At 36.0% G+C, this 2,151-nt stretch carries 1 protein-coding gene; it reads left to right on the plus strand.

The annotated features are described in order from the left end of the window. The coding region (locus M1R56_RS05295) for a Rib/alpha-like domain-containing protein (RefSeq protein WP_248034858.1) at positions 1–2,151 on the plus strand (2,151 nt) is incomplete at both ends.

The raw sequence follows: 2,151 nt of genomic DNA on the forward strand, positions 1-2,151 counted from the left end.
TGATATTCCAGCAGGTCCTGTAACAGCCAAAGCAACAGATGCGGCAGGTAACACATCAGTAGCAAGTGATCCTAAAGAAGCAACTCCAGCACGTGAAAACGTAGCTCCAACAGTAAGTATTCCATACTCAGATCCAAAACCAAGTCTAAAAGAAGTATATCTATATAACGGTGAAGAAGCAGATGTAGATATTACATTCAATGACGATTCAGGAAAAATTAAATCTGCAGCTTTAAAAAGAGGTGGAAACCAAGCTCTAAATAATATTGATGGGAACCCAGATAAACAAGATAATGAATTTGGATATACTGTAACAGCAATTAATTCTGAAACAGCGACACCTGCGAAAATTAAAGTAACAGGACAAGTTTCTGGTATTGCAGCAGATAAATTACCAAAAACTGAAAGTGATTCATTAAAATTAGTAACAAGATTTGCGACAGCAACAGATACTGATGGAGCATTTATTGTAAATGATGCAAACAGAAAAGAAGATCCAAAAACAAAAGAAGCAGTTGGTTCTTACTTAACTGACCCAGGTGCAGTAACTTTCGTATTAAAAGCACAAACTAAGAAATATGATATTAAAACTCCAGCATCGGCTGATAAAGTAACCGTATCAGATGCTAACAATGTTACTGATAAAGAGTTTGAAAAAATTAAAGAGAAAGTTAAACTTGAATATTCTCAAAACAATCCAGATGCACGTTTAGCTGACAAAAAAGGTAAAGAAGTAGAAGATGCTTCAAAAGTTGTTGATAAAGTAGAAAAAGAAGGAAACAAAGTTGTTGTAACCTATAAAGATGGTTCTAAAGATACAAAACCATTGTCAGAATTTGTAAACGTAGCTCCAAAAGTAGAACTTCCATACTCAAATGAAGCTAAGAAAGAAATCTATGTTTATACAGGTGAAAACACTGATTTAACATTCAAAGCATCAGACAACACTGCTGTTAAAGATATGTATGTACGTGGTCCTGGTGGTATTGGAAAAGATAATACGGCAGATTACGGTTTCACAACTGGAAAAATCGAGAATTCAGCAGTCACTCATGGTGATGGTACTGTATCAGGTGCTACAGCTACTCTTAAGATGACAGGTGTTACAACACTTAAAGCTCCAAACCATTGGACAAGTTTTGTTGTTGCTAATGACAATGATAATGCACCATCAAATACAGATTTTAATGCATTAGATAAAAATCCGAATGCAACTCAGACTCCAGGATATGTTCACTTTATCGTTAAATCTCAAACAGATAAGTACGATATTGCAACTCCAGCTCCAGCTGATAAAGTTGAGGTAGCAGATCCAACCAATGTAACAAAAGATGACTTAGATAAAATCAAAGAAAAACTTCAACTTAAGTACAACAAGAACAATGACGATGCGAATATCGCAAAAGATACTCCAGTTGATAAAAATGGTAAGATTCAATCAGTCAAAAAAGATGACAAAGGAAATCTTGTAGTAACATATACAGATGGTTCTACAGATAAAGAACCACTATCAAAATTTGTAACTAAAAAACCAACAGATGCAGATAAGAACGAGCCAAAAGCTAAGGACCAAACTGTTAAAGTTGGAGAAGAACCAAAAGCAGAAGATTCAATTGAGAACTTCAAGGGACTTCCAGAAGGAACAACAGCTAAGTTCAAGGAACCAGTAGATACAAAAACACCAGGTGATAAAACACCAACAGTCGTTGTAACCTACCCAGATGGATCAACAGAAGAAGTTCCAGTTAAAGTAACTGTTGAAAAACCAAGTTCAGAACCAACAGATGCAGATAAGAACGAGCCAAAAGCTAAGGATCAAACTGTTAAAGTTGGAGAAGAACCAAAAGCAGAAGATTCAATTGAGAACTTCAAGGGACTTCCAGAAGGAACAACAGCTAAGTTCAAGGAACCAGTAGATACAAAAACACCAGGTGATAAAACACCAACAGTCGTTGTAACCTACCCAGATGGATCAACAGAAGAAGTTCCAGTTAAAGTAACTGTTGAAAAACCAAGTTCAGAACCAACAGATGCAGATAAGAACGAGCCAACACCAAAAGCTCAAACTGTAGACAAAGGAACTGAACCAAAAGCAGAAGATTCAATCGGTAACTTGAAAGATCTTCCTAAGGGTACAACAGTAGCCTTCAA

The organism is Streptococcus sp. oral taxon 431 (assembly GCF_023115445.1).
Classification (GTDB): Bacteria; Bacillota; Bacilli; order Lactobacillales; family Streptococcaceae; genus Streptococcus.